General features: G+C 34.5%; 26 protein-coding genes, 6 tRNA genes and 1 other annotated feature. Of the genes, 26 read left to right on the top strand and 6 right to left on the bottom strand.

Annotated features, from left to right (window positions below; all coding sequences use genetic code 11):
• The first annotated feature begins 127 nt into the window (after positions 1 to 127).
• The 9 genes from ACFOZZ_RS04975 (at position 128) to ACFOZZ_RS04935 (ending at position 8,579) form a co-directional block, all read left to right on the top strand.
• On the top strand, positions 128 to 550 hold the full coding sequence (locus ACFOZZ_RS04975) for a helix-turn-helix domain-containing protein (protein ID WP_376814842.1): 423 nt from the start codon (positions 128 to 130) through the stop codon (positions 548 to 550).
• A gap of 322 nt (positions 551 to 872) precedes the next feature.
• Positions 873 to 1,289, top strand: a complete 417-nt coding sequence (locus ACFOZZ_RS04970; protein WP_286696943.1) for a transposase — start codon at positions 873 to 875, stop codon at positions 1,287 to 1,289.
• A 479-nt stretch (positions 1,290 to 1,768) separates the two neighbouring features.
• On the top strand, positions 1,769 to 2,593 hold the full coding sequence (sufC, locus tag ACFOZZ_RS04965) for a Fe-S cluster assembly ATPase SufC (RefSeq protein ID WP_055289510.1): 825 nt from the start codon (positions 1,769 to 1,771) through the stop codon (positions 2,591 to 2,593).
• Positions 2,586 to 3,467, top strand: coding sequence for a SufB/SufD family protein (locus ACFOZZ_RS04960; RefSeq protein WP_376814841.1), 882 nt, complete (start codon positions 2,586 to 2,588; stop codon positions 3,465 to 3,467). The genes sufC and ACFOZZ_RS04960 overlap by 8 nt, the downstream gene beginning before the upstream one ends.
• Before the next feature lie 2 nt (positions 3,468 to 3,469).
• Positions 3,470 to 4,702, top strand: coding sequence for an aminotransferase class V-fold PLP-dependent enzyme (locus ACFOZZ_RS04955; protein ID WP_055233183.1), 1,233 nt, complete (start codon positions 3,470 to 3,472; stop codon positions 4,700 to 4,702).
• Positions 4,686 to 5,123, top strand: coding sequence for a Fe-S cluster assembly sulfur transfer protein SufU (gene sufU, locus ACFOZZ_RS04950; RefSeq protein WP_006506422.1), 438 nt, complete (start codon positions 4,686 to 4,688; stop codon positions 5,121 to 5,123). The genes ACFOZZ_RS04955 and sufU overlap by 17 nt, the downstream gene beginning before the upstream one ends.
• Before the next feature lie 2 nt (positions 5,124 to 5,125).
• Positions 5,126 to 6,532 (top strand): Fe-S cluster assembly protein SufB, encoded by a 1,407-nt coding sequence (gene sufB / locus ACFOZZ_RS04945; RefSeq protein ID WP_278778547.1) that lies wholly within the window; start codon positions 5,126 to 5,128, stop codon positions 6,530 to 6,532.
• Positions 6,525 to 7,052: a 5-formyltetrahydrofolate cyclo-ligase gene (locus tag ACFOZZ_RS04940; protein WP_055233185.1), complete on the top strand. Its 528-nt coding sequence runs from the start codon at positions 6,525 to 6,527 to the stop codon at positions 7,050 to 7,052. The genes sufB and ACFOZZ_RS04940 overlap by 8 nt, the downstream gene beginning before the upstream one ends.
• A 66-nt stretch (positions 7,053 to 7,118) precedes the next feature.
• Positions 7,119 to 8,579, top strand: coding sequence for a HEAT repeat domain-containing protein (locus ACFOZZ_RS04935; RefSeq protein WP_055233186.1), 1,461 nt, complete (start codon positions 7,119 to 7,121; stop codon positions 8,577 to 8,579).
• 23 nt (positions 8,580 to 8,602) lie between these two features.
• Here ACFOZZ_RS04935 and ACFOZZ_RS04930 read toward each other — a convergent pair whose 3' ends face one another.
• Positions 8,603 to 8,938, bottom strand: coding sequence for a hypothetical protein (locus ACFOZZ_RS04930; RefSeq protein WP_055233187.1), 336 nt, complete (start codon positions 8,936 to 8,938; stop codon positions 8,603 to 8,605).
• A 345-nt stretch (positions 8,939 to 9,283) separates the two neighbouring features.
• Here ACFOZZ_RS04930 and ACFOZZ_RS04925 point away from each other — a divergent pair.
• The 6 genes from ACFOZZ_RS04925 to ACFOZZ_RS04900 all read left to right on the top strand — a co-directional run bounded on the left by ACFOZZ_RS04925 (position 9,284) and on the right by ACFOZZ_RS04900 (position 9,793).
• Positions 9,284 to 9,359: transfer RNA gene (locus ACFOZZ_RS04925), tRNA-Val, on the top strand.
• 23 nt (positions 9,360 to 9,382) lie between these two features.
• Positions 9,383 to 9,458, top strand: a tRNA-Thr gene (locus tag ACFOZZ_RS04920).
• Positions 9,459 to 9,460: 2 nt separating this feature from the next.
• Positions 9,461 to 9,545, top strand: a tRNA-Tyr gene (locus ACFOZZ_RS04915).
• Between the two features lie 7 nt (positions 9,546 to 9,552).
• A tRNA-Gln gene (locus tag ACFOZZ_RS04910) sits at positions 9,553 to 9,628 on the top strand.
• A 9-nt stretch (positions 9,629 to 9,637) separates the two neighbouring features.
• Positions 9,638 to 9,713: transfer RNA gene (locus ACFOZZ_RS04905), tRNA-Lys, on the top strand.
• 6 nt (positions 9,714 to 9,719) lie between these two features.
• A tRNA-Gly gene (locus ACFOZZ_RS04900) sits at positions 9,720 to 9,793 on the top strand.
• Positions 9,794 to 10,045: 252 nt separating this feature from the next.
• Here the strand turns inward: ACFOZZ_RS04900 and ACFOZZ_RS04895 are convergent.
• The 3 genes from ACFOZZ_RS04895 to ACFOZZ_RS04885 all read right to left on the bottom strand — a co-directional run bounded on the left by ACFOZZ_RS04895 (position 10,046) and on the right by ACFOZZ_RS04885 (position 12,813).
• Entirely contained in the window at positions 10,046 to 10,984 is a 939-nt protein-coding gene (locus tag ACFOZZ_RS04895) for a 3-hydroxyacyl-CoA dehydrogenase (RefSeq protein WP_055235261.1), read from the bottom strand.
• A gap of 192 nt (positions 10,985 to 11,176) precedes the next feature.
• On the bottom strand, positions 11,177 to 12,457 hold the full coding sequence (locus tag ACFOZZ_RS04890) for a glucose-6-phosphate isomerase (protein WP_376814840.1): 1,281 nt from the start codon (positions 12,455 to 12,457) through the stop codon (positions 11,177 to 11,179).
• Positions 12,454 to 12,813: a CvfD/Ygs/GSP13 family RNA-binding post-transcriptional regulator gene (locus tag ACFOZZ_RS04885; protein ID WP_055235186.1), complete on the bottom strand. Its 360-nt coding sequence runs from the start codon at positions 12,811 to 12,813 to the stop codon at positions 12,454 to 12,456. The genes ACFOZZ_RS04890 and ACFOZZ_RS04885 overlap by 4 nt, the downstream gene beginning before the upstream one ends.
• Positions 12,814 to 12,985: 172 nt before the next feature.
• Between ACFOZZ_RS04885 and ACFOZZ_RS04880 the strand changes: the two genes are divergently transcribed.
• On the top strand, positions 12,986 to 13,162 hold the full coding sequence (locus ACFOZZ_RS04880; protein WP_279147342.1) for a hypothetical protein: 177 nt from the start codon (positions 12,986 to 12,988) through the stop codon (positions 13,160 to 13,162).
• Between the two features lie 84 nt (positions 13,163 to 13,246).
• On the opposite strand, the gene tnpA is transcribed toward ACFOZZ_RS04880, so the two are convergent.
• Positions 13,247 to 13,651 (bottom strand): IS200/IS605 family transposase, encoded by a 405-nt coding sequence (gene tnpA, locus ACFOZZ_RS04875; RefSeq protein ID WP_376814839.1) that lies wholly within the window; start codon positions 13,649 to 13,651, stop codon positions 13,247 to 13,249.
• 79 nt (positions 13,652 to 13,730) lie between these two features.
• Between tnpA and ACFOZZ_RS04870 the strand changes: the two genes are divergently transcribed.
• The 4 genes from ACFOZZ_RS04870 to hpf all read left to right on the top strand — a co-directional run bounded on the left by ACFOZZ_RS04870 (position 13,731) and on the right by hpf (position 17,365).
• A complete protein-coding gene (locus ACFOZZ_RS04870; RefSeq protein WP_376814838.1) occupies positions 13,731 to 14,783 on the top strand; it encodes an RNA-guided endonuclease TnpB family protein in 1,053 nt (350 codons plus the stop codon).
• A gap of 385 nt (positions 14,784 to 15,168) precedes the next feature.
• Complete coding sequence (locus tag ACFOZZ_RS04865) at positions 15,169 to 15,396, top strand: NifU family protein (RefSeq protein ID WP_040390072.1); 228 nt, start codon at positions 15,169 to 15,171, stop codon at positions 15,394 to 15,396.
• A 179-nt stretch (positions 15,397 to 15,575) separates the two neighbouring features.
• Positions 15,576 to 16,721 (top strand): methionine adenosyltransferase, encoded by a 1,146-nt coding sequence (gene metK / locus ACFOZZ_RS04860; RefSeq protein WP_278780173.1) that lies wholly within the window; start codon positions 15,576 to 15,578, stop codon positions 16,719 to 16,721.
• Positions 16,722 to 16,828: 107 nt separating this feature from the next.
• A complete protein-coding gene (gene hpf / locus ACFOZZ_RS04855) occupies positions 16,829 to 17,365 on the top strand; it encodes a ribosome hibernation-promoting factor, HPF/YfiA family (protein WP_278780175.1) in 537 nt (178 codons plus the stop codon).
• Between the two features lie 72 nt (positions 17,366 to 17,437).
• On the opposite strand, the gene ACFOZZ_RS04850 is transcribed toward hpf, so the two are convergent.
• A complete protein-coding gene (locus ACFOZZ_RS04850) occupies positions 17,438 to 18,370 on the bottom strand; it encodes a TIGR01212 family radical SAM protein (RefSeq protein WP_278860578.1) in 933 nt (310 codons plus the stop codon).
• A 44-nt stretch (positions 18,371 to 18,414) separates the two neighbouring features.
• Between ACFOZZ_RS04850 and ACFOZZ_RS04845 the strand changes: the two genes are divergently transcribed.
• From ACFOZZ_RS04845 to ACFOZZ_RS04820, 6 genes are all read left to right on the top strand, one after another.
• Entirely contained in the window at positions 18,415 to 20,118 is a 1,704-nt protein-coding gene (locus ACFOZZ_RS04845; protein WP_278780179.1) for an ATP-binding cassette domain-containing protein, read from the top strand.
• Between the two features lies 1 nt (position 20,119).
• Positions 20,120 to 21,901, top strand: a complete 1,782-nt coding sequence (locus tag ACFOZZ_RS04840) for an ATP-binding cassette domain-containing protein (RefSeq protein ID WP_376814837.1) — start codon at positions 20,120 to 20,122, stop codon at positions 21,899 to 21,901.
• Positions 21,902 to 21,947: 46 nt separating this feature from the next.
• Positions 21,948 to 22,147 (top strand) — a binding site (T-box leader).
• Positions 22,148 to 22,189: 42 nt separating this feature from the next.
• A complete protein-coding gene (gene leuS, locus ACFOZZ_RS04835) occupies positions 22,190 to 24,586 on the top strand; it encodes a leucine--tRNA ligase (RefSeq protein ID WP_055289459.1) in 2,397 nt (798 codons plus the stop codon).
• Positions 24,587 to 24,692: 106 nt separating this feature from the next.
• Positions 24,693 to 24,857: a hypothetical protein gene (locus ACFOZZ_RS04830; protein ID WP_376814836.1), complete on the top strand. Its 165-nt coding sequence runs from the start codon at positions 24,693 to 24,695 to the stop codon at positions 24,855 to 24,857.
• A gap of 224 nt (positions 24,858 to 25,081) precedes the next feature.
• Positions 25,082 to 25,237 (top strand): TetR-like C-terminal domain-containing protein, encoded by a 156-nt coding sequence (locus ACFOZZ_RS04825; RefSeq protein WP_376814846.1) that lies wholly within the window; start codon positions 25,082 to 25,084, stop codon positions 25,235 to 25,237.
• 137 nt (positions 25,238 to 25,374) lie between these two features.
• Complete coding sequence (locus ACFOZZ_RS04820) at positions 25,375 to 25,950, top strand: histidine phosphatase family protein (RefSeq protein ID WP_055232418.1); 576 nt, start codon at positions 25,375 to 25,377, stop codon at positions 25,948 to 25,950.
• Positions 25,951 to 26,253: the final 303 nt, after the last annotated feature.

Genomic DNA, 26,253 nt, shown 5'->3' with positions numbered 1-26,253 from the left:
GCAGCGCAAAGTTGCGTTTAGTCTTTCACATCTTTCCAGTTGATTTTACTCTTACAGTTGAATTTTCTCCTTCAGGTATATAATTACTGTGATGTCTGTTTCTCTATTTCATGAAAGGCTGATTATCATGGCTAAATCAAATAAGAATTTGCAGCTTACTCTTTCAGACAGACAAATCATTCAGAGAGGAATAGAAAATGGTGCTACCAAGGCTTCTATCGCTGCAACTTTTGGAAAGGATAAATCAACTATAAGCAAAGAAATAAAGGCACATAGAAAACATTCACATATCTGCAGTTTTAATCCTCCCTGTGCCAACAATGACAGATGCAAGCATCACCACGTATGCAAGAACTGTGCTGATTTAGTAGTTTTCAAATGCAAGCGAAGAGACAGATCTCCTGGTGCCTGCAACGGCTGTCCTAAATACCAGCACTGCAGATTTGATAAGTTCACATATTCTGCAGATATCGCCAATAAGGAATATATGGCTGATCTCATTGAATCAAGAGAAGGAATAAACATGATATACAGTGAGCTTAAGGCTTAGCTGATATCATTGTCCCTCTTATCAAGAAAGGTCATTTACCATATCAGATCATTACTTCTCATCCTGAACTGAATATTTCTGAAAAGACATTATACAATTACATAGAATCTGGCGTATTTAGACAGTTCGGTTTGCTTGATATTGATCTAAGAGTCAAGACAAGAAGAATATCAAAGAAGGATTCTGTCAAATACAAAAAAGAGAAGACAGAAAATTCCTGATAGGCCGCACCTATAAGGATTTCATCTCATATACTGACGATCATGACAACGTTAGTATCGTCGAGATGGATACTGTCTACAATGGACAAAGCGGTCCGTTCATGCAGACCTTTAAGTTCCTGTCTTACTCTTTCATATTTATTATATACCATGAAGAGAAGAGTGCAAAGGCTATGGTTGAAAGCGTAGACCCTCTTGAATCAATATTAGGAAAAGACCTATTCCTAAAGGAAGTGAAGGTCATCAAGACGGATAGAGGTTCTGAATTCTCAGATGCAGAAGGATTGGAAAAAGACAATGATGGCAGCATGCGAACTTATGTCTTTTACTGTGATTCTATGGCATCATGCCATAAAGGAAGCCTTGAGAACAACCACAAGGAGGTACGTTACATATGTCCTAAAGAGACGAATCTCAAAGTGCTTGGTTTTGATTCACAGAAGAAGGCCAATCTCATGGTATCCCACATCAATTCCCGGCCAAAGGAGAACCTGAAGGGAAAGTCTCCGCTGGAATGATGGAGTTCCTTAATCCAGATTTATACAATAGATTCATGGAATTTGGAATCAAAAAAATAGCAAATGATAAAATCATATTTATTGAAAGAAGATAACTAAAATCATTCGGAGAATGTATGAAACATGGGATGCAGACTGACAATAGTATATGCAGTTAAAGTGGAATTTAGTCTTACACCCGAAAAAATGAACGAAATTCCATAACTTTATTGCGCCTTAAATTCCCATGATTCATGACGTTAAAATCTCATTTCTAGTGTACGAATGATTAAGTTCCAATCCTAAAACAAAAAGAATATCAGAATTAATATCCGATATTCTTATGAAAATATAATCCAGAACGACTAAATTCCACATTATTTTCGTTTCTTTTTAAAGTGGAATTTTAACTTTTCACTTTAGGAAAGACATAATTCTTTATCATATTATTTGAGGTTAATCGAGTAATCTTTTATAATAATTCTCGAGGTGAAAAAATGATGTCAGTTTTGAGTATAAAGGATCTTCATGTAGCCATTGGTGACAAGGAGATTTTGAAGGGAATTAACCTAACAATTAATACAGGAGAAACCCATGCATTGATGGGTCCTAATGGAAATGGGAAGTCAACATTATTAGGTACAATCATGGGTCATCCTAAATATAAAGTGACTCAGGGAACAATCACATTAGATGGTGAAGATGTTCTTTCTATGAGTGTAGATGAAAGAAGCCGTAAAGGATTATTTTTAGGAATGCAGTATCCACAGGAAATTCCAGGTGTCACAAACTCTGATTTCCTACGTTCTGCAATGAATGCAAGAAGAGAAAAACCATTAAGCTTATATCAGTTCATTAAGGCAATGGATCATGCAACAGAAGACTTAGAAATGGATGGTAATCTAGCACATCGTTATTTAAATGAAGGGTTCTCAGGTGGAGAAAAGAAACGTAATGAGATTCTTCAGATGAAATTACTAGAACCTAAATTTGCATTATTAGATGAAATTGATTCAGGTCTTGATGTTGATGCGTTACGTATTGTCGCTGATAATATCAATGAAATGAGAGAAACAAAAAAGGAAGACTTTGGCTTAGTTATGGTTTCTCACTATGAAAGATTATATGAATTAGTAAAGCCTACACATGTACATGTATTAGTAGATGGAAACATTGTAGTAGAAGGTGGCTTTGAACTAATTGAAAAGATCAACAATGAAGGATATGAATGGGTAAAGAAAGAATTAGGCATTGAACTCGAAAAAGAAGACGAAGACGTTGTTTCTATCGGGGTATGTGGTCATAAGGTGACAAGCAATGTATAGTTTTGAACACTATATTCATTTTGTGGATGGGAAGGTAACAGAAGATAATCTTCCTAAAGAAGTTGTTGTCAATGATACAACAATCACATTCAAGTATGGAGAACCCATTCAGCTTCATGTAGTGGTAGATGTAAAGAATGAAATGTCACTACATTATGTATTTGAAGACAATGTCCATTCAGAAGTGATTGAAACAAGACATGTTGAAGAAAACGGCGTATTAAAGCGTACATTTACTAACGGTGCTTATTCACATGTTAATTTCTTTAATGAAAATGGAGGAACAGGAAAAAATACTTATCTCGATGAAGGACATTCTTCTCATGATAGTATGTTTCAGCTTGGCTATTCTGAATTATCTGATGCTTCTATTGAAGCCTCTTATACATTTGAATTAGATGGTGAAGGGGCAGATGTCAGATTAAGAATGGCGGCTTTATCAAAGAATAAAGAAAAGAAACATTATAAGGTGCATATAAAACATAATGCACCCCATACTACTGGTATCATGGATAACTATGGTGTTGCGAAAGATGAAGCACATCTTGTGATTGATGGTATTGGTACGATTACAAATGGACAGAATGGTTCAGCATCACATCAGACAAATAAGATCATTGTCTTTGATCCAAAATGTTATGCAAGTGCAAATCCATTCTTATATATTGATGAATATGATGTCCAGGCTTCTCATGCAGCTGGTGTAGGGAAGATGGATGAAGAACATCTTTATTATTTACAGTCACGTGGCTTGACTAAACGTCAGGCTATGCAGCTGATTACTTATGGTTATTTAATGCCAGTAGTCGAAGTAGTAGATAATCAGATGATCAAGGAACGTTTTGAATTGGCGTTATCAAAGGTAGGTGCTTAGTTATGGTGAATTGTAAGGATACAAGAAAAGACTTTCCTATGTTGGATGGAAAGACATTAATGCATGGCAAGCCACTGATTTATTTTGATAATGGTGCGACTACATTAAAGCCTCAATGTGTGATTGATGCAGTATGTGAATATTTATCCAGCTATTCAGGAAATGCCCATCGTGGAGATTATGATTTATCTCATCAGGTGGATGTCGCTTATGAAGAAGCGAGAGAAGTGGTTCAGCATTTTATTCATGCAAAGAGAAAAGAAGAAGTTGTATTTACAAGTGGTGCAACAGATTCACTTAACTTAATTGCGAATGGTTATGCCAAAACACATTTAAAAGCAGGTGATGAAATCCTTTTGAATGTGGCAGAACATGCCTCTAATACATTACCTTGGTTTGATGTAGCGGAGGAAACAGGTGCTGTTGTGAAATATATTGAACTAGATGAAGAAGGTCGTATGACATTAGAAAATGTCAAGAAGGCTGTTTCAGAGAATACAAAAATTATTTCACTTGCGATTGTAACAAATGTATTAGGTTATGAAGTACCTATCAAGGAAATCACAGAATATGCTCATTCTAAGGGTATTATCGTAGTGGCAGATGGGGCACAGAGTGTACCACATATTGTCACAGATGTTGTACGTGATGATGTGGACTTCTTAGCTTTCTCAGGTCATAAGATGTGTGGTCCTACAGGTGTTGGTGTTCTTTATGGTAAATATGAGTTATTAGAAGAAACAAAGCCTACACGTTTTGGCGGAGGATCTAATTCACGCTATAACAGCTGTGGACTTGTCACACTAAAGGAACCACCATATAAATTTGAAGCAGGTACACCTCATATTGAAGGTGTTATTGGCTTAGGTGCAGCTGTTAAATACTTACAGAGCATCGGTATGGACAATATTCGTCAAAGAGAATTAGAATTACGTCATTATGCGATTGAGAAGATGTCTCAGTTGGATAATGTCACTGTATATAATCCAAACTCAGAAGGTGCTATTGCCTTTAATATTAAAGATGTATTTGCGCAGGATGCAGCTAGCCTATTTAATACTTATGGTATTGCGGTTAGAGCTGGTGAACATTGTGCCAAGATTTTAGACGAGTTCTTAAAAGTAAGAACAACTTGTCGTGTTTCTTTCTATTTCTATAACACTGAAGAAGAAATTGATCAGTTTATTGAAGCATGTAAGAAAGGAGATGATTTCCTTGATGCATTCTTTGGATGATCCAATGATCATGAGAGAAATTATTATGGACCATTATCAGAATCCTAGAAACCATGGACTTGTAGATGATGATTCATATCAGAAAGTCAATATGGATTCAAGTACATGTATTGATGATATTGATGTCCAGGCTAAGTTTAATGGTGATGTCGTGGAAGATGTGCGTTTTGATGGTGAAGCATGTGCCATCTGTACAGCATCTACTTCTATCATGACTGAACTAGTTAAAGGAAAGACAAAAGAAGAAGCAGCGCATATTGTGGATAACTATATGCATATGATTTACGAAAAAGAATATGATCCAGAACTTCTTGAAGAAGCAATTGCGTTTAAGAATACGCATAAGCAGGCCAATCGTATTAAGTGTGCGACTTTAGGCTGGACTGGATTCTTAAAATTATTAGAAGGAAGCGAGGAATAGAGATGGCTATTGAGAATCTTAATATTCCACAAGCTGAAGTGATAGAAGATCATCCCGATGAGGATGTATCTGTCTTCAAGACACCTAAAGGGTTAAATGAAGATATCGTTAGAGAAATATCAGCCATTAAAGAAGAACCAGAATGGATGACTGAATATCGTATCAAGTCATTAAAACAGTTCTTAAAGATGCCGATGCCTAAGTGGGGTGTTGATTTATCTAAGATGGATTTTGACGATTATACATATTATAATCGTCCATCAGATACCAAAACAGATAAATGGGAAGAAGTACCAGAAACAATCAAGAATACATTTGATCGTTTGGGTATTCCTGAAGCAGAACAGAAGTTCTTAGCAGGGGCAAGTGCTCAATATGAATCTGAAGTTGTTTATCATAATATGCTTGAAGAAGTCAAAGAGAAGGGTGTTATCTTCTTGGATATCGATTCTGGATTAAAACAATATCCAGAAATCTTCAAAAAGTATTTTGATACTGTTATTCCATATTATGACAACAAGTTCTCTGCATTAAATGGGGCTGTCTGGTCAGGAGGATCATTTATTTATGTTCCACCTCATACTAAATTAGATAAGCCATTACAGTCATATTTTAGAATCAATTCTGAACGTATGGCACAGTTTGAAAGAACTTTAATTATTGTAGATGAAGGATCCGATATCCATTATGTAGAAGGATGTACAGCACCTTCATATTCTAAAGATTCACTTCATGCTGGTGTTGTAGAAATTATTGTCGGCAAGAATGCACATTGTCGTTATACAACAATCCAGAACTGGTCTAAGAATATCTATAACCTAGTAACACAGCGTGCTAAAGTTATGGAAGGTGGATCCATGGAATGGGTGGATGGTAATATCGGTTCACTTGTAACTATGAAATATCCTTGCTGCGTTCTTGCAGGAGAAAGAGCCAAGGGCACAGTTATTACTATTGCAGTAGGGGATAAAGGTCAGATTATTGATTCTGGGGCTAAGATGATTCATGCAGCACCTCATACATCAAGTCAGATTATTTCTAAATCTATTGCGAGAAATGGTGGTAAGACAAACTATAGAGGACTTGTCCGTCATAACAAGAATGCTTGTGACTGTAAGAGTAAGGTAGAATGTGATACATTAATTCTAGATAAGATTTCTACAAGTGATACAGTACCTACAAATATCATGGCCAATAATGATTCTATTATTGAACATGAAGCCACTGTATCTAAAGTATCAGAAGATCAGCTCTTCTACTTAATGAGCAGAGGTCTCACTAAAGCACAGGCAACAGAAATGATTGTCATGGGCTTCATTGAACCATTCAGCAGAGAACTACCTATGGAATATGCTGTTGAATTAAATCAGCTTATTAAGCTTGATATGTCAGAAGATGCTATTGGATAGAAAACAGATGATTAAGAAACGTCTCGCTTTGGAAGAAGAGACGTTTCTTTCTTATTCAAAAAGAATTGCCTCTTATCTAGAAGAAATGCCTGCATTTAAGAATGCGAAAAGAATTGGCTTTTATATGTCATATCGCCATGAAGTGGATACGCTTCATTTGATTGAGAAATATATGTTAGGAAAGGAAATCTATGTACCGAAATGTGTAGGAGAAGAACTGGATTTCCAGAGAATATATAGTATGGATGATTTAAAAGAAGGGGCTTTTCATATATTGGAACCTTCTACTAATGAACATATGGATGTTAAGGATTTAGATGTGATTGTAGTACCATTGCTGATGTTCGATAAGAATCATAATCGTATTGGCTATGGTCGTGGCTTCTATGATCGCTGTTTAAAAAAGACCGAGGCTATAACTATTGGTCTGGCATTTGATTTCCAGGAAGTAGAAAATACTCATCCTCATCCACTTGATGTATCACTTAATTACATAATTACACAAAAAGGTGTCTTCTAAGACACTTTTTTTATAGTAACAAATGGATGAATTTGATATAATAGATATGATTATGAGGTGTTTTATATGGAAAAAAATGTTGTGAAGAATATTCTCGCAGACACTGATCTGCGTCAAAATCTAATAAAATTAAAAGGTTCAATGACATCAACTGATACATTAGAAGGTCCTATTGTAGAAAAACTATGTGATTGTTTAACTCATGAAGATCCTAAGGTAAGAAAGAATGCGGCACTATTATTAGGCTATACAAAGAATCCTTTGATGGCATCTGTTCTTTTAGATGCTTATAAGAATGAAAAAAAGGACTTTGTGAAGGATGCTTATTTAAAAGGAATGAGTCGTTATGACTGTAAGCGTTATATTAAGGAATTACAGGAAATACAGAATGAACTCATGAATTCTGAGGTGGTAGACAGCAAGCATATCAAAGCACAATTAAAAGTATTAAATCCGATGATTCGTTCATATTCTTATCATAAGAAGAAATCAATCCGTTTATTGCATAAAGAAGTCGATGTTATTCTTACAACACTTCCTTATTATCAATATACACTCTTTGAACAGGTGAAACATTTACGTTATAAACCAGTCGGACAGGGTGTATTAGTCCGTACAAAGGCTATTTATGATCTTCTAGGCTTACGCAATTATAGAGAGATGATTTTCCCGTTATCAGGCTGTTCAGGACTTCCTCAGGATGGAACTCTTATTGGTAAACGTATTGCGTCAAGTAACTTAGTGGATGTACTTCATCGTTTATATGATGCTGAAGGATGTTTTTATTATCGTTTAGTTGATCAGATGAGAGAAAAGAAATCAGCTGTCATCAATGATATAGTAAAAGAACTTATTGAAGAGATGCCTTCATATCTTCAGAATGTGACATCTGATTATGATATTGAATTATTAATTAGAGAATTAAGGCCTGGGACAGTTAATGTTTATTTAAAGTTGAGTTCATTGGACAATCCACGCTTTAATTATAGACGTGAAATCATTTCTAACTCAATGCAGCCTTATGTAGCAGCAACACTTATGGAAGTGGCTAAACCTTATATGGGTATGCATTCTCGTGTATTAGATCCATTCTGTGGTAGTGGTGTTACACTTATTGAAAGATGTATGGCTAAACCAGTTAAGTTTGCTATGGGATTAGATATTTATGGAGAAGGCTTAGAAGCAGCTAAGAAAAATGCGATTGCGGCTAATCAGCCAATCCACTTTGTAAATAAAGATGCCAACCGTTTTGTGAATAATGAAATGTTTGATGAAATATTTACTGATATGCCTACTTATGCACAGATGAAAGATACACGTGCTTTAAAGAATATCTATGATAACTTCTTTAAACGTATCCATAGACACGTTTTACCAGAAGGGTATGTATTTATCTATACAACTGAAATATCTCTTGTAGAGAAGAATTTAAGACTTAATTCAGACTATCTTACACTCATAGAACATTATGATGTGCCTAGAGGTAAGACAATGGCTTATTTCTTCATCATTCAGGTAAACAAATAGAGGTCCCATCAGGACCTCTTTTTCTATCTGAATAAATAACGATATCCTTGCCAGAACCACTGTTTCACTGTTTCTGGGTTATCTAAATAAAAACGTATACCAAACGCAAGTGCCACTAATATAATTGCAAGTAATACTAATAATATGAAATTCTTAATGAAAGTCATCACAGGATGTGATTTCTCTTTATACTTTACCTTCGTTTTAGTACGTTTAGGTAAAGAATGTGATTTCTTATGTTTCACTTTCGTTTTGACTACCTCTTTGACTTCTGGCTCGTTCTCTTTCTGTTGAATAGAATTTACTCTCTTGGCTTTTTGAATAGAGTCATCTTCATCATCAAATGTGAATCTTTGCATACTATCACCTCTCTGCTTTAAATGAATATAGTCTCTATTAGAGTATTTGTCAAATAAAAAAATGCTCCCATGACACAATAAAAGCTCTTGAATAAGGAAAGCAAATGTATGTGTCATTGAGAGCGGCCTTAAACAAGAGCCTTTAAAATGTACCTGCTATCTGGTACAGTTAAATTGTAATCGTTTCTATAACAAAAAGCAAATAAAATAGAAAAAAACTTGAAGAAATCAATAAAAATTAAAAAAAGCGTCATTTAATCAAATATACCTATATACAAAACTACAAAAAAGTTTCTATTTTCTGTTGACTTAGAATAAATATGATGATAATATAGTAGCCGCAGCGGAGGTTTAGCTCAGTTGGGAGAGCATCTGCCTTACAAGCAGAGGGTCAGCGGTTCGAGCCCGTTAACCTCCACCATTTTATTTTATAGCTCAATATTTGCCGACTTAGCTCAATTGGTAGAGCAACTGACTTGTAATCAGTAGGTTGGGGGTTCAATTCCTCTAGTCGGCACCAGTGGGGAGGTAGCGAAGTGGCTAAACGCGGCTGACTGTAACTCAGTTCTCTACGAGTTCGATGGTTCGAATCCGTCCCTCCCCACCATCTTTATTGGGATATAGCCAAGGGGTAAGGCAACAGACTTTGACTCTGTCATTTCACTGGTTCGAATCCAGTTATCCCAGCCATCTTTTTATGACTCGCTAGCTCAGATGGCAGAGCATCTGACTTTTAATCAGAGGGTCAGGGGTTCAAATCCCCTGCGAGTCACCATCCTATGCGGGTGTAGTTCAATGGTAGAACTTCAGCCTTCCAAGCTGACTACGTGGGTTCGATTCCCATCACCCGCTCCAATTTATGAATTAGTCAATCTTCGGATTGACTTTTTTTGTACCTGTAAACTATTTTTTTAATAGGAACGCTGAATTAGCAAATCAAAACGCAATGACAAAGCAATCTTTGAATCTGAACAGGAAATCTCTGAGGATGCAGTAGCACTTGATAAAAAAAGTATTTGCTGATTTAGAGAAAATCACTTTGAATAAATACGATGTAAAAATAAATGCCAGGTGTATAAACTCCTGGCATTTATTTAGCTTAGTTACTTATTTTTTGTACTTATAGAATCCTTCACCAGTACTATATCCTAGTTTTCCTTGATCAATATAAGACTTCAACATCTTATGCATACCTTTAAAATTATAAGGTGCTAGGAAACCAGGAATCTTTACATACATGCCTACAATCTCATAGGCAGTCTTTAATCCTACTGTATCAAGAATCTGGAATGGTCCTTTAGGTGCACCAGTACCTAAAGTCCATGCTTTATCAATACTTTCAGGATCAGAGATACCATTGACCATTAAATCCATACCTGAGAATAATAATGGAATCAACATAGAATTGAGTAGGTAACCAGACTTTTCTTTATTGACAGGCAATGGAATCATTCTAATCTCTTTTGCAAACTTCATGACTTCATCAAAGCATGCTTTATTTGTCTTATCCTGCATCATAACTTCTGTCATATTATTCTTCCAAATCGTATTTGCAAAGTGTAATGCAAGGAACTTATCAGGTCTACCAGTAAACTTAGCTAATTTACTAGGAAGCATAGTAGAAGAATTAGTAACTAGAATTGTTTTATCAGGAAGTAGGGGAGCCATCTTTGTATAGACATCCTTCTTAGCTTCCATATTTTCTGTCATAGATTCAATGACTAAATCAGCATCTTTAACTGCTGTTTTCATATCAAGCTCTAGCTTGATTGTAGAATAAGCACGTTCTACCTTTTCTAGGCAGTTCTCCTTATCAAAATCATCATAGCCTGCAATACCCATACACCATGTATTGATAGATTTATCAATATCCATGAGATTGATTGCATCAATATAAGACTGCTTGATAGAATCAAGCTTAGGCTGTGTACGCCCTATACTGCCTTCACTTCTTAACCAGATTGTTACATCAAAACCACAATATGCTGCCTGGAATGCAATCTGTGATCCCAGAACGCCGCCACCCATAATAGTAATGTTCTTCATGTTTGTCTCCTCTCTAGTAAAATGAAAACAGAAGAACAATTTCTTCTGCCTCACTACTATCTTTTTAACATCATCTCGCTTTTATTATACTGATTAAAAAGAGATTATCCAGTACACTTTGTGAAAAACATCACAATTTCTTACAAACTCATCACATTGTACAAAAAAATCCCGCGATTGCGGGATTTCTTATTAATATCCAGGCTTACCTAAAAGCTTGAACATATTCTTCTTATAAACTTCAACACCTGGCTGATTGAATGGGTTAACACCTAATAGGTAAACGCTCATTGCACAAGCCTTTTCGAAGAAGTATACCATATAACCGAAGCTATATGCATCAACATGATCAAGAGTGATCTGAATGTTAGGTACGTTACCAACATTTACATGGGCATCAATAGTACCTTCACATGCTTTCTGGTTAACATAATCAACTGTCTTACCAGCTAAATAGTTCAAACCATCTAAGTTATCTGCATCACTAGGGATTTCTAAGTTCATCTGAGGTTCTTTGATCTTTAATACAGTTTCGAATAAAACTTTAGAACCTTCCTGGATGAACTGTCCTAATGAATGAAGGTCAGTTGAGAAAGTACCACTTGTAGGTAAGATACCTTTTCCTTCCTTACCTTCAGATTCACCAAATAACTGTTTCCACCATTCAGCAGTCTGCTGTAACTGTAAGTTATAAGTTACAAACATTTCAGCTGGGTAACCAGCCTTTAATAACATCTGTCTTGCAACACCATACTGATAAGCATCGTTTGTAAGAAGATCTGGATTGTTGTATTTATCCTGTGCATCTTTAGCACCCTTTAACATTGCATCAACATCGATACCAGCCATTGCGATAGGGAATAATCCTACTGCAGTTAATACAGAATAACGTCCACCAATATCATCAGGAACTACGAATTCTGTATAACCTTCCTGGTCAGATAAAGTCTTTAATGCACCTTTATGAGCATCTGTAGTAGCAACAATTCTTCTCTGAGCTACTTCTTTACCCTTAGTTTCTTCAAGTAATTCTTTGAAGATTCTGAAAGCAACTGAAGTTTCAGTAGTTGTACCAGACTTAGAAATTACATTAATACCGAATTCTTTATCTTTTACATAGTTCTTAACCTGTGCTAAATAAGTAGCAGAGAATGTATTACCAATATAGATGATCTGAACCTTGTTTGTTGGGTAAAGACCATTGATTGCTTCAATAGCAGCTCTTGCGCCTAAGTAAGAACCACCGATACCACAAACTAATAAAACATCAATTTCTTCAGATAATTCTGTAGCTTTTTTCTTAATGTTTTCTACTTCAGTCTTGTTGTAGTTAGTAGGTAAGTCAACCCATCCTAAAAAGTCGTTACCTGCTCCTGTTTTGTTGTGGATCATATCATGAACTTCTGCGACTCTGTCCTTATATGATTCCATGCTTTCTGTTAATTTAGCTTTACTTAAATCAACGTTGATCATACATCTTCCTCCTTTGCGATTCCTCGACTGATCCATCGAGGCATCATTTCTCTTAGTGGATTAAAACCCTTAGGTGTTTCCACGATTGACTTTCTTTTGCGAAAACGTCTCTTTTTCGCGACTGCTTTTAAAGAAAGCCTTGCCTGGTGATGGACGCTATCTATATCAATGACTTTTACCTTAACCTGTTCTCCATAAAAGACAAATTGATTTACGTCACGAACAAATCCATCAGATATTTCTGATATATGAATTAATCCGCTGCTTCCATCAGGCAATAAAGCAAATGCACCATATGGTTGAATACCAGTAATGGTCACATCAACAATGTCACCTACATGAACTTGATGTTCCATTGCACGCCTCCAATCAACTGCATTATAGCATAATTATAATGGTGATAAAAGAATAGATAATAATAATTCTTTAATGTGAAAAAGATAAATAATTTGTATTTATTATAATATACTTTACAAAAAGGTGAGTATGGTATAGTTAGCGCATGCTAACATAGTAGAGGAGAAACATATGAAGAAAAAAATATTATATATCTTGGTTGCTGTATTACTCTATATACTCACACAAGTTCCAACTATTGTAAGTAACTATAAGTTTGAAGCTGGGATATGGGATACTGCAGTATGCAGACATGTTCATATGTCTGTTGGATGGATGATTGTCGTACTCTTTGTCATTCATTATTGATATTCATAAATAAATCCTTCCGTTTGTCATAGGCGGAAACCCACTGCTAATAGGTGGCGGGAGGAGCCTCGTAAATCGTATCTATTATCCCTGGCTTTCAACATATTTTTGTATAGTTGCTGATGTCACTTCTCCAATGCTACAAGCAAAATAACCATCTGACCAAAATGTTTTTTCCTTCCAATACTGTTTTGATAAGACCGAACTATACTTTTGCCATAAGTGGTATGTTGTTTCCTGCTTTACAATTTTGACAATATCGCAGACTATATATGATGTATCGTAACTTAATAAGAAATGTATATGGTCTTTGTCAGTTTCTATCGCAATAATTTCGTAGCCACGAGTATTAGCTATATCGAGAATCTCTTGTTTAACATCATCGGCGATAAAGTCTTTTAGTAGTTGTTTGCGGTATTTGGTTACTAGAACTATATGTACTTTCAGGCTGTATTTTCGTCTGTTATAACGATTGTATCTATTGTTCACAGTTCACCTCGAAATATCGATTATCACTATACATATTATATAATATATATAGCGAAATATCTATGAAAGGAGTACATCTATGGAACAGATGACTATTACAGCTAAAATTCAAATAATCGCAGCTGAAACAGATAAGTTTTTGCTTGATGAGACTATGTCTGTTTATCGTAATGCCTGTAATTATGTTTCAGACTATGTATTCCGCACTCATGACTTAAAGCAGTTTTCACTTAATAAAGCTTTGTATTCTACTTTACGAGAAAAGTTTAACCTTAAATCGCAGATGGCTCAGTCTGTTCTGAAGACTGTTATCGCCAGATATAGGACCATTCTTGAAAATCAGAATGAGTGGATTAAACCATCGTTCAAAAAGCCTCAATATGATTTGGTTTGGAACAGAGATTATTCCTTAACACAAAACCGTTTTTCAATCAATACGCTTAATGGTCGTGTGAAGTTATCTTATTTTTCAGATGGAATGTCTAAGTATTTCGATCATACGATTTATAAGTTTGGTACTGCCAAGCTTGTAAGTAAGCATGGCAAATACTATCTGCATATACCAGTTACCTATGAGATTGAAGAAAGTAATATTTCTGACATCTGCAACGTTGTAGGTATTGACAGATGTATTAACTTTGTTGTTGCAACTTATGACAGTAAACATAAGTCTGGATTTGTTAGTGGTAAAGCTATCGGTCAGCGAGAAAACCGTTGGATGCAGGATATTAACCATCGGGTATCGAAGGCACTCGTTGAAAACAATCCAAAGCACACTCTCTTTGTATTGGAAGATTTGTCAGGCATTCGTAATGCTACAGAACGTGTTAAGACAAAAGATCGTTACGTTTCTGTATCATGGTCTTTCTATGACCTTGAGCAGAAAATAATCTACAAAGCAAAACAGAATCAGTCTTCTGTTATTAAGGTAGACCCTCGCTATACAAGCCAGTGCTGCCCTTGCTGTGGACATGTTGAAAAGTCTAACCGCAATAAGAAGATACATCTGTTTACCTGCAAAAAATGTGGCTATAAATCTAATGATGACCGCATTGGAGCTATGAATCTGTATCGTATGGGAATAGACTATCTTGCAGATAGCCAAGTACCTAATACAGTTGTAACAGAGTAAACTCTGCTACAAAGGGTGCTGTCAACCACCCTATGATGTAACGCCACTTTAGATAGCAATATCTATTGGGGTTAAAGGTCGGAGGTGTAAACCGTTAGTACGACTGGGCAGTTACAAGCCCATGACCTTTAGGTCGTGGGTAGTTGACTTTGTATTGGATTATATTAAGAATATGGGCGATGAATAACATTGAAGAACCCTCAGGGGTTCTTTTATCATGTTCAGAGTTCATTTACTTTATAAAAATAGCGAATTATGCTTAAAAATGTGCAATCTATCAAAATTGTCTAATAAATAAGTATGTTTTTTAGTGATTCTATAGGGCATATCACTTTTCTTTTTTATTTTGTGTGTTATAATGGTCAAGCAGAAGCGAGGTGAAATCATGGAAGAAAAGATTGAAGCCATTAAGGAAGTCATTCATAAGTTGAGACCCTATCTACAAAGAGATGGTGGAGACTTAGAATTCGTTGATTTCAAAGACGGCATTGTTTATGTACATATGCTTGGTGCATGTGCAGGATGCATGATGTTAGATTCTACTATTAAAGATGGTGTTGAACAGATTTTAATAGAAGAAGTCCCAGGCGTTATTGAAGTACAGGCAATTTAATTAAATATTTTTATACTCTTATTCAGAACCACACAGATGAGGATCGTTTTAAAGTGGTGGCAACCCTTATATAGAAGGTGCCTTGACCAAGCAAGTATTACTTGAACAATAAGAGGAAGCAGATTACTACGCTTTCCTCTTTGAGGAGAGCTTTTTTATTACAGGAGGAAAAGAAGAAAATGGAAAAGAACTTATTTACATCAGAATCTGTATCAGAAGGACATCCAGATAAGCTTTGTGATCAGATTAGTGATGCAATCTTAGATGAATGCTTAAGACAGGACAAATATTCACGTGTAGCTTGTGAATGTTTTGCAACTACTAATTTATTAGTTATTGGTGGAGAAATTACAACGAATGCGAAAGTAGATTATGAAGCAGTGGCTCGTGATGTGATGAGAAGAATCGGCTATACTGCTGAAGATTTAGGTATTGATGCAGATACTTGTGAAATCAAGGTAGTAATGGATACACAGTCTAGTGATATCGCATTAGGTACAAATGTAGAAGTAGGTGGTGCAGGTGACCAGGGTATCATGTTTGGTTATGCAACAAATGAAACTGAAACATATATGCCTTTACCAATCTCTATGGCTCATGAATTAGTACGTTACGCAAGTGAATTAAGACATAATGGTACATTCAAGCATGCAAGACCTGATATGAAATCACAGGTTACTATTGATTATACAGATGAAAACAATCCTAAGGTTGATACAATTCTTATGTCAATCCAGCATGATCCAGATTTCAATGAAGAAGAATTCAAGACATTCATTAAAGAAAAAATCATGAAAGAAGTTGTAAGAAAGCATCATATGAATGAAGACTACAAGGTATTCATCAATCCAACAGGAAGATTCGTTATTGGTGGTCCTCATGGTGATACTGGTTTAACTGGACGTAAGATTATCGTTGATACTTATGGAGGAATGGCAAGACATGGTGGAGGCGCATTCTCTGGTAAAGACCCATCAAAGGTAGATAGAAGTGCAGCTTATATCACTCGTTATATTGCTAAGAACATTGTTGCAGCAGGATTATGTGATCGTATTGAAATCCAGTTATCTTATGCAATTGGTATAAAGGATCCTACAAGTGTGCATGTTGATACTTATGGTACTGGTAAGGTAGCTGATGAAGTCATCTTAGATGCAATCAAGAAAGAATTTGATTTAACTCCTCAGGGTATCATCAATACATTAGATTTATTAAATCCAATCTATGGTCCAACAGCTGCTTATGGACATTTTGGTCGTACTGATGTTGAATTCCCATGGGAAAAATTAAATAAAGTAGAAGACTTAAAGAAATACTTAGCTTAAGAAGACATTAACGTCTTCTTTTTTTATATTTTATGTCAAGAGTGTTTTTTTAGTTTTTTTTTATGTATAATATAGATATAGAAAGAATTGTAAAGGAGGAATTAATTATGAAAGTTATTGTCAGAGGTAAAAACGTTACAATTACAGATGCTATTGAGGACAAGATTATTAAAAAACTAGCATTGCTCGACAAGTACTTCATCATGGGACAAGATGTGGAGGCTAAGGTTTTAATTAGAACTTACCCATTTGGTCAGAAAATTGAAGTTACAATTCCTACAGAGTATGTTCTTCTTCGTGCAGAAGAAACAAGTGATGATCTATATGAAGCAATCGATTTAGTTATCGATAAACTAGAAAGACAGATCAGAAAGTACAAGACAAAGTTAAGTAGAAAGTCAAAGAATAATAAACTCGCTTTCAACATTAACACTTTAGAAGCTCTTGAAGAACCTGAAGAAGAAGACGTTGTCGTTAAGGCAAAAACAATTAATCCTAAACCAATGGACATGGAAGAAGCTATCATGCAGATGGAACTCATTGGTCATTCATTCTTCGTTTATAAAGACATCGAAACTAATACAGTATGTGTTGTCTATAAACGTAGAGATGGTGGATACGGTCTTCTTGAAACAGAAGAATAATAAAAAGAAATCTGGCTTTTGGCCAGATTTTTTTTGTGTTCTTAAGTAATTCTTTCTTTTCTTTCGTATATATTATTTGAGAGATACAAGATCGCCCTGCATAATATCGTGTGCTTTCATATATTTATCGATATCATTAAGAATTGTTGTTTTCTTAATAGACCATAAAGGAGCTACTAATTCTTCTAATGGTGCATCTCCAGTCAGTCTTTCTACGACTACATGACTTGGAATATATTCTAATTGTCTTGCAACTAAAGAAATATATTCATCTCTTTCTAACATCTTAAAAGGATAATAGAGCTTATATAGACGACTATTTTGTGTGACATAGAGATTGTGAATCTTAATACCTTGAATATCTAGTTTTCCTACCGCTTTTGCAGTCTCCAACATCATCTCTATTGTTTCATTAGGTAAACCATTAATGATATGCACACAGACTTCTAAATGATGTCTTCTTAACATAGAGAGTCCATCTAAGAATTCCTGATATGAATGACAACGATTGATTTCTTTTGCGGTAGTATCATGAATAGTCTGTAAGCCTAATTCTATATAGACATCCGTTTTCTTAGATAATTCTTCTAAATAAGCACATATTTCTTCAGTGAGGCAGTCTGCACGTGTCGCAATCGCAATACCAACAACATCCTTCATACCAATAAATGGTTCATAGATCTTCTTTAACTGATCTAAAGAAGCATAGGTATTTGTATATGCCTGGAAGTAAGGAATAAAGATAGCTTCAGGCCACTTTCTTTTCATCACTTCAGAACCTGTTTTAAACTGTTCTAAAAGAGAATCGCTATCTAGAATAAAGTCTCCAGATCCTTTCTCAGAACAGAATATACAGCCTCCAAAGCCTTTTGTCCCATCTCTATTAGGACAAGTAAAATGGGCATCTAAAGAGACCTTTGCGACTTTTTTATGATATCTCATTTTTAAAAAATAGTTGTATGTATGATAACGTTTGTTATCTAAAGAATATGGAAAAGGATTCATTTTTTATCACCCGGATCATTATAACATAAAAAGGAGAAAAGAATATGCTAGAACTTAAAGACTTAACTATGAGTTATGATATATGTCTATTAGATCATGTGAATTATATATTTCCAGATACGGGGCTAGTAGGTATTAAAGGTCCTTCAGGATGTGGGAAATCAACTCTTCTTTATTGTTTATGTGGCTTACTGAAATATGAAGGAAAGATTACTTTCAATTATAAAGAGATAGATGCCTCGTTTTGTAAGATGATCGGTTTTATTAAACAGAATAATGATCTGATACCTTCTTATACAGTAGAAGAAAACATCATGGCTGGATGTTATTTTGGTCAGATTGATTTGAATAAGAAGAAGATGGATAAAATCACTAGACGATTGAAGATAGATAAACTTATGAAAAGATGTCCTAATGAACTTTCTATTGGACAGATGAAACGTGTCTCTATTGCTCGTGCTCTATTAAAGGATGCACCTGTATTACTGTGCGATGAACCAACAGGTGCACTTCATTATAAACAGGCAAAAGAGGTTATGACACTCTTAAAGGAAGTCTCAGAAGATCGTTTGGTCATTGTTGTGTCTCATGATACAGAACTATTAGATGAATATGTAGATATACTCATAGAGATGAGGAATCAGACATTACATACTGTTAAAGAAGGGAATACAAATAAAGATGTTCTGATTCCTCAACATAAGAAGCACTTCTCTTTAAGATATAGCTTTAAAGAAGTGTTAGGAGAAAGAAGGAGACTAGCACTTCTTTCACTCTTTCAGATACTTGTTATTGTGACTTCGCTAGTAATTATAAGTGGTTTAAATGGTCTTTCTACCTCCATAGAAAAATCTTACATGGAAGCACCACTTAAAGATATTGTGACTATAGCAAGTCATGATGGGGAATCCCTCTCTTTAAAGGAAAAAGAAACGCCACACTTTGATATAGAAAGTGGGTATATAAAAGGTGTGAATGCATTTTTGATTCGTTTACCTGCTAAGAAAAATCATATCAAGCTTCTTTCAGGTCGTTTTCCTCATCATACAAATGAAGTCATTATTACACATAATTTATCTCATAAACTCAAATCACAATTCACATGTCATCTATTAGAAGATGACACATATAAAGTAGTAGGAGTAATAGAAGATAATTTTTATCAGGATCAATTTGTCTGTTTTCATCATGATATAGATAAGAAATATCCAGATCTTATAAGAGATGACAAGATGGATATTATCACCAATAATCCTGAAACAGTCATTAAACGTTATGAAAACAATTATGAAGCAGATAATGATGTATATATGAAGAAGATGAGTTATGGTACGCTTATTTCTATTGGTCGCATAATTGCATTGGCTTATATGATGATCAGTTTAATTGTGGCGATAGAACTCACAAAAACAGTCTTCTCTTCTCTTTACTTAGAAAGAAGCCGCTCATTAGCTTTAAAAATCTCTATGGGTGCAACATACAAACAGTTACAGTGTGAATCAAAGATAGAAATATTTATTATTGGCACATTTATTTACTCTATCAGCATAGTGATGTTTATAATCATTCTTTCTATTCTTCCATTGACATCATTTGAGGAATATTTCCATTTTACCTGCCTTGCCTCTCCTTATTATTTCTATGTTATTTTCTATTTTCTCTATCTTCTTATACTCATACTTTCTGCATCTGCACCGTTTATTCGTATTAAGAAAGAAAGTATAGTCTCATTACTCAGGGAGGAATAATATGATTCAACTTAAATCAATCAATAAACGTTATCTGCATGAACATGTACTAGACAATATTTCTTGTACGCTTCCTGATATAGGATTTGTGTCACTAATAGGACCAAGTGGATGTGGAAAAAGTACTTTACTTCATATTATTGCTGGACTCGATGATGATTATTCTGGAGAAGTCATTTATAAAGATAAGAAGATTTCTATTATCTTTCAGGATTTTCATCTTATTCCTTGGCTTTCTATCACAAATAATATTCGTTTATATGATTATTTTCATAAATCATCTTACATATTGGATGAAACACTCACTAAACAGTTTAAGAATACTCCAGTGGGTGCACTTTCTTTAGGGCAAAGACAACGCACTGCGATAGAACGTGCTCTTTATTATAATCCAGATATTATTCTATGTGATGAACCAACAGCATCACTTGATCCAGATAATGCAAAGAGAGTATTGCAGATATTGAAGGAACGTTCTCATTCTTCTCTTGTATTATTTGTATCCCATGATGAAACATCAGTGAAACAATACAGTGATCGTATTATAGAGATGAAGGATGGCTATATCATAAAGGATACAGTAATCCAAAAGACAGATGTATATCCTAAAGAGAATCATTGTAGTAATAAAAGATATCATTTTCCTATTTTCAAGCTAACAATCCAGTCCTTTTTAAGTAGTCGTAAAAGGTTCTTTCAAATGTCTTTCGCATTATCTATCGCATTATTATGTCTGATGATGACATTTACCTTTACATTTTCTTTTCGTAATACCATCTATCAATATCTCTCTTCATTGATCCCACAGAAGTCAATTACTTATAAATTACGTAATGATGATCCTTTATCTTTAACTCATTTCAATGAAGCAACCTATCATTATTTGAATTTAGATGATTATAATCTCATGGGAATCTCTCATAATAGTCAAAGATATCAGAAGAATGAAGTTCTGTTTATATCTGATGATACATCTTATGTCAGCCAGTATATATATGGAAGAGCACCACAAAATAATCATGAAATTGCGGTACCTCTCTCAACGGCAAGAAAACTTGCCCAAAATAAGAAGGTAAATTCGTTACTCAATACATCATGGACGATCTATTATAAACATCAATTAAAAATCAAAGGAATAGAAGTAAAAATAGTAGGTATATCTCCACAAACTTACAATTATGATGCCTTTTATATGTATGAATTTGCTAACTATCATTGGATCGAATCACTCTTTAATCAGACACCAACTGCAAGATATGGTATGTTAAAGTATAAGGCAGACAAATCAATTATAGATTCTTTAAAAAAGAATTATCCTGAATATGAATTCAAGACAATGGGGGAATCAACAAAGAAAACATTAAATGATAACATGAATAGAATTCAGATGATTCTTGTCATTTTTTCTATTTTGACTATTATTTCTTCTATCTTTATGATTATGGAAATCATGATTCTTCATGCTATGCATTTAAAGAAGGATCATGCGATTATGAAAGCCTATGGTGAAAAGAATAAACATATTTTTAAGATGTCTTTCTATCAATGTCTGATTCTCCATTCTTATAGCTATTTGACTGCTTCTCTTATATTATTAGGTATTATGAAGGTGATGAATCAGATTATTCCTCAGATTACGGACTTTCCCATGCATCTTACATTCCAGCCTCTTAGTATGCTTTTATTGTGGGCTGGTTCATTCTTGTTAGTCTGTATCTCAACATTGTTTAGTGTTATTTATATTATCAAACTCAATCCATCCCGCATTCTTAAAATGAGATGATAATTCTTGCAAATAATGGGAAATTATGATAAAGTGAGTGAGTATATAAAAGTCAAGGAACTAGAGTAGTAGATGGTCATGCTTTTTAAGAGAACTTATGGCTGGTGTGAATAAGTAAAGTCATCCATTGAACTCGCTAGGGAGATGGGTCTGTGGTAAGCAGATCACGTATTGCTGCGTTAAAGCATTAAGCGCATGAATCAGTCTTCATGAACTAAGGTGGTACCGCGAGTTCTCGTCCTTAGACATGAGGACTTTTTTTATTTTAAAAGTGGAGGAGACAAAATTATGACTTATGATCATAAGATAGTAGAAAAGAAATGGCAGAAATACTGGGAAGAGAATAAGACATTCGAAACAGATGTTTATGATTTCTCAAAGCCTAAATACTATGCCTTAGACATGTTCCCTTATCCATCAGGACAAGGTCTTCATGTTGGACATCCAGAAGGATATACAGCAACTGACATCATGTCAAGAATGAAGAGAATGCAGGGATATAACGTATTACATCCAATGGGATTTGACTCATTTGGTTTACCTGCTGAACAGTATGCAATCAAGACAGGTAACCACCCTGAAGGATTTACATTAAAGAATATTCAGACTTTCACTAAACAGTTAAAGATGTTAGGTTTCTCATTTGACTGGGATAAGCAGGTATCTACTTGTGATCCTAGCTTCTATAAATGGACTCAGTGGATTTTCAAACAGTTATATGAAGATGGTTTAGCTAGATATGTAGATATTCCTGTTAACTGGTGTGAAGAATTAGGTACAGTACTTGCGAACGATGAAATTATTGATGGTAAGAGTGAACGTGGTGGATTCCCTGTTATTCGTAAGAATATGAAACAGTGGGTTATTGATATCCCTAAATATGCTGAAAGATTACTTGCAGGATTAGAAGAAGTTGATTGGCCAGAATCTACTAAAGAAATTCAGAGAAACTGGATTGGTAAATCAATCGGTGCTCATGTTGATTTTAAGGTAGATGGTTATGATGATAAATTCACAGTATTCACAACACGTTGTGATACATTATTTGGAGCTACTTATTGTGTATTAGCACCAGAACATGAATTAGTAGAAAAGATTACGACTCCTGATAAGAAGGATGAAGTAAAAGCTTATTTAGATGTATGTGCAACTAAGTCAGAACTTGAAAGAACTGAATTAAATAAAGAAAAGACTGGTGTCTTCATTGGTGCTTATGCAATCAACCCAGTAAATGGTAAGAAGATTCCAATCTGGATTTCTGACTATGTATTAGCTGGTTATGGAACAGGTGCTATCATGGCTGTTCCTGCACATGATGATCGTGACTATGCTTTCGCAAAGAAGTTTGGTATCGATATTATTCCAGTATTAGAAGGTGGAGATATTACTAAGGAAGCATGGACACAGGATGGTGTACATATCAACTCTGGCTTCTTAAATGGTTTAGATAAACAGGAAGCAATCGATAAGATGTTAGACTGGTTAGAAGAACATCATTGTGGTTCTAAGCATGTTAACTATCGTTTAAGAGAATGGATCTTCGCAAGACAGAGATATTGGGGTGAACCAATTCCAATCATTAACTTTGATGATGGAACATCTGTTGCATTAAGTGATGATCAGTTACCACTTATCCTACCTGAACTTGAAGATTATAGTCCATCAAAGACAGGTTCTTCTCCATTAGATAAGGCTGTTGACTGGGTTAATGTAGAAGTAGATGGTAAGAAGGGTAAGAGAGAAACAAGTACAATGCCTGGTTCTGCAGGATCTTCTTGGTACTTCTTAAGATATATTGATCCACATAACGATAAGGCTATTGCAGATCCAGAATTATTAAAGCATTGGATGCCAGTTGATTTATATGTTGGTGGACCAGAACATGCAGTAGGACACTTATTATATTCACGTATGTGGAATAACTATTTATATGACAAGGGTATCGTACCAGTTAAAGAACCATTCAAAAAGCTATACCATCAAGGTATGATTCTTGGTCCAAATGGTGTGAAGATGTCTAAGTCAAAGGGTAATGTTATTAACCCAGATGATATTGTAGAAGCATATGGTGCAGATACATTACGTTTATATGAAATGTTTATGGGTCCTCTTGAAGCATCTAAACCTTGGAGTGAAACAGGTGTAGAAGGTTCAAAGAAATGGCTAGAACGTGTTTATAGACTATTTGTTGAATCTGATAAGTTAACTGATACAAATGATGGTTCACTAGACTTCGTATATCACTCAACAGTTAAGAAGGTGACTGAAGACTATGAAAACCTTGGCTTTAATACAGCTATCTCACAGATGATGATTTTCATCAATGAAGCATATAAGGCTAAATCAGTTTATAAGCCATATGCAGAAGGTATCGTTAAGATGCTTTCATGTATTGCACCTCATATCTGTGAAGAAATGTGGGAAAAACTTGGTCATGAAGGAACAATCGCTTATGAAGCATGGCCAACATATGAAGAAGACAAGCTTGTTGTATCTACAATTGAAATTGCAGTACAGGTAAATGGTAAAGTACGTGGACGTTTATCTATTAATAAGGATCAGGAAGCTGAATCTGTTAAACAGCAGGCATTAGAACTTGAAAATGTTAAGGCACATACTGATGGTAAAGAAGTTAAGAAGATCATTTATGTTCCTAACAAGATTGTAAATATTGTAGTTAAATAATTCGTTAAGGCATCTCTTAGGAGATGTCTTTTTTTGGATTAATAGACGATTTCTTCATGATAGTAAGAGAGGGTATGATATAGTGATATCAAGGATGCGATAAAGTATGGAAATGAAACATCATTTGAGAAAGATGACATTTGAAGGAAAGAGTTACAATGTTTTAACGGATGAGGAATTAGAAGACTTAATTGTTTCTGAAATTTATGATAAAAAATATAAAGAGGGAAATGTAGAACTAGTAGATTTTGTTCAATTTTTGAAAGATTGAGAAGAAAGATATGGCTTATAAAGTTTTTCTCGATAAAGAAGTTATCTTTAGATAAATGAAATTTACCGAAAGGTATTAGAAAGATGGTATCGATGAATATCATCTTTTTCTATGCTAAGAAATTAAAACAGAAAGCCCGTTTGTACTTTGTTGTTCTGCTAGGTAATACACATATAAATAAAATGATGTAAATGAGTGAATTACTCAGATTAATTCATTAAGGAATTTCATTATCCAAAGAATTAAAATTTGCGACACTCTACGATACCAACGCTTTTCATAGTATGGTTCTTCACTGGATTCTAGATGGTATGAAAGAATCAATAGATGAACTTGTAGACAACATCAATCATATGCGTTACTTAGGTTTAAAGGATTAATTGAAAGATCATTCTCAATATAGATAATTACCGCTATTTGTCTACTTATGGATAGAAGTACCTTTTTGTCTTTCGCTATTTATTCTTATATATATTATGATAAGTCCGGGTAGTTCATATGAAGGGAAGTAAATAAAATGAAAACATTATATCTTATGCGTCATGGAGAAACATTATTCAATGTTCAACATAAAATTCAAGGCTGGTGTGATTCCCCATTAACTGAAAAGGGAATCAAGCAGGCGCAAAAAGCAAGAGATTATTTTTCTAAAAAAGGCATTACTTTTGATCATGCTTATTGTTCTACAAGTGAAAGATGTAGTGATACTTTAGAGTTGATTGTAGATATGCCTTATACAAGATTAAAAGGATTAAAAGAAAATTTTTATGGAGAACTTGAAGGAGAAAGTGAAAGATTAAATAAACACCTTAGTCCAAAAGATTGTGAAACTTTTTATATCCAATTTGGTGGAGAATCTTCAAATACAACGAGAGATAGAATGATGAAGACGTTAACGGAAATTATGGATAAGGAAGATCATGAAAATGTTTTGGTAGTTTCTCATAGTGGTGCATGTTTTAATTTTTTAAGAGCTATCCAAGATCCTACGGAAGAGTTAAACAAAGGTTTTGGAAATTGTTGTATTTTTGTTTATCAGTATGATCAGCATCAATTTTCATTAAAAGAAGTCATAAGACAGGAGGAACAATAATAGAATATATTCAATTAGGTAATTCAAATTGAAAAGTATCACGTGTCTTCTTGGAATGTATGGAATTTGGAGATGCAAATAATGGTCAGCACGGCTTTACAATTGATCAAGAACATACAAGAGAAGTTGTAAAAAAGCATTTTAAAAGTGTTTTTTTATCTAAATATGACGATCTTTTAAATATTGTAGTAAAATAAAATCTGTAGTCACCTCGAAAGAGGTGCTTTTAGATTGTTAAAAATTAGATGAAAATATCAATGGGTTATTCTAAATAGGTAAATTTAATGATACAAAAAGGCAATA

This window comes from Catenibacterium sp. GCM10023432, from assembly GCF_042651925.1.
Classification (GTDB): domain Bacteria; phylum Bacillota_I; class Bacilli_A; order Erysipelotrichales; family Coprobacillaceae; genus Catenibacterium; species Catenibacterium mitsuoka.
This window is presented reverse-complemented; position numbering and strand designations above follow the sequence as displayed.

Coding starts and splice junctions, on each gene's coding strand:
- ACFOZZ_RS04975 (WP_376814842.1), top strand. CDS start 128: ATGGCTAAATCAAATAAGAATTTGCAGCTTACTCTTTCAGACAGACAA.
- ACFOZZ_RS04970 (WP_286696943.1), top strand. CDS start 873: ATGCAGACCTTTAAGTTCCTGTCTTACTCTTTCATATTTATTATATAC.
- sufC (WP_055289510.1), top strand. CDS start 1,769: ATGTCAGTTTTGAGTATAAAGGATCTTCATGTAGCCATTGGTGACAAG.
- ACFOZZ_RS04960 (WP_376814841.1), top strand. CDS start 2,586: ATGTATAGTTTTGAACACTATATTCATTTTGTGGATGGGAAGGTAACA.
- ACFOZZ_RS04955 (WP_055233183.1), top strand. CDS start 3,470: ATGGTGAATTGTAAGGATACAAGAAAAGACTTTCCTATGTTGGATGGA.
- sufU (WP_006506422.1), top strand. CDS start 4,686: ATGCATTCTTTGGATGATCCAATGATCATGAGAGAAATTATTATGGAC.
- sufB (WP_278778547.1), top strand. CDS start 5,126: ATGGCTATTGAGAATCTTAATATTCCACAAGCTGAAGTGATAGAAGAT.
- ACFOZZ_RS04935 (WP_055233186.1), top strand. CDS start 7,119: ATGGAAAAAAATGTTGTGAAGAATATTCTCGCAGACACTGATCTGCGT.
- ACFOZZ_RS04930 (WP_055233187.1), bottom strand. CDS start 8,938: ATGCAAAGATTCACATTTGATGATGAAGATGACTCTATTCAAAAAGCC.
- ACFOZZ_RS04895 (WP_055235261.1), bottom strand. CDS start 10,984: ATGAAGAACATTACTATTATGGGTGGCGGCGTTCTGGGATCACAGATT.
- ACFOZZ_RS04890 (WP_376814840.1), bottom strand. CDS start 12,457: ATGATCAACGTTGATTTAAGTAAAGCTAAATTAACAGAAAGCATGGAA.
- ACFOZZ_RS04885 (WP_055235186.1), bottom strand. CDS start 12,813: ATGGAACATCAAGTTCATGTAGGTGACATTGTTGATGTGACCATTACT.
- ACFOZZ_RS04880 (WP_279147342.1), top strand. CDS start 12,986: ATGAAGAAAAAAATATTATATATCTTGGTTGCTGTATTACTCTATATA.
- ACFOZZ_RS04870 (WP_376814838.1), top strand. CDS start 13,731: ATGGAACAGATGACTATTACAGCTAAAATTCAAATAATCGCAGCTGAA.
- ACFOZZ_RS04865 (WP_040390072.1), top strand. CDS start 15,169: ATGGAAGAAAAGATTGAAGCCATTAAGGAAGTCATTCATAAGTTGAGA.
- metK (WP_278780173.1), top strand. CDS start 15,576: ATGGAAAAGAACTTATTTACATCAGAATCTGTATCAGAAGGACATCCA.
- hpf (WP_278780175.1), top strand. CDS start 16,829: ATGAAAGTTATTGTCAGAGGTAAAAACGTTACAATTACAGATGCTATT.
- ACFOZZ_RS04850 (WP_278860578.1), bottom strand. CDS start 18,370: ATGAATCCTTTTCCATATTCTTTAGATAACAAACGTTATCATACATAC.
- ACFOZZ_RS04845 (WP_278780179.1), top strand. CDS start 18,415: ATGCTAGAACTTAAAGACTTAACTATGAGTTATGATATATGTCTATTA.
- ACFOZZ_RS04840 (WP_376814837.1), top strand. CDS start 20,120: ATGATTCAACTTAAATCAATCAATAAACGTTATCTGCATGAACATGTA.
- leuS (WP_055289459.1), top strand. CDS start 22,190: ATGACTTATGATCATAAGATAGTAGAAAAGAAATGGCAGAAATACTGG.
- ACFOZZ_RS04830 (WP_376814836.1), top strand. CDS start 24,693: ATGGAAATGAAACATCATTTGAGAAAGATGACATTTGAAGGAAAGAGT.
- ACFOZZ_RS04820 (WP_055232418.1), top strand. CDS start 25,375: ATGAAAACATTATATCTTATGCGTCATGGAGAAACATTATTCAATGTT.